General features: G+C 62.8%; 1 pseudogene. It reads right to left on the minus strand.

Annotated elements, in window-relative coordinates:
* Positions 1 to 14: 14 nt before the first annotated feature.
* A pseudogene (locus AC2CHE_RS27075) lies at positions 15 to 223 on the minus strand (IS5/IS1182 family transposase); the annotation flags it as partial.

The following is a 223-nucleotide window of genomic DNA, read 5'->3' on the forward strand; positions in this document are numbered from 1 at the left end:
CAGATTGGTGGTGATCATCGGCGGCGGGTGGGGCGAGTGTCCCACCGGTAGGTGGTCCATGCTCGCCTGATCAGGCTACGGACGGTAATGATCGCGTCGGCGAGGTCGAAGGACGCGTCGATGACCTTCTCGGTTCGTTCGTAGCAGCGTTGCAGTCGGTTGAACGCGTTGTGCCAGCTGTTCGTCCGTTCGACATGCCATCGTTGGCCCGCCTGGATGGGCG

It is taken from the genome of Micromonospora sp. ATLC16 (assembly GCF_057196645.1).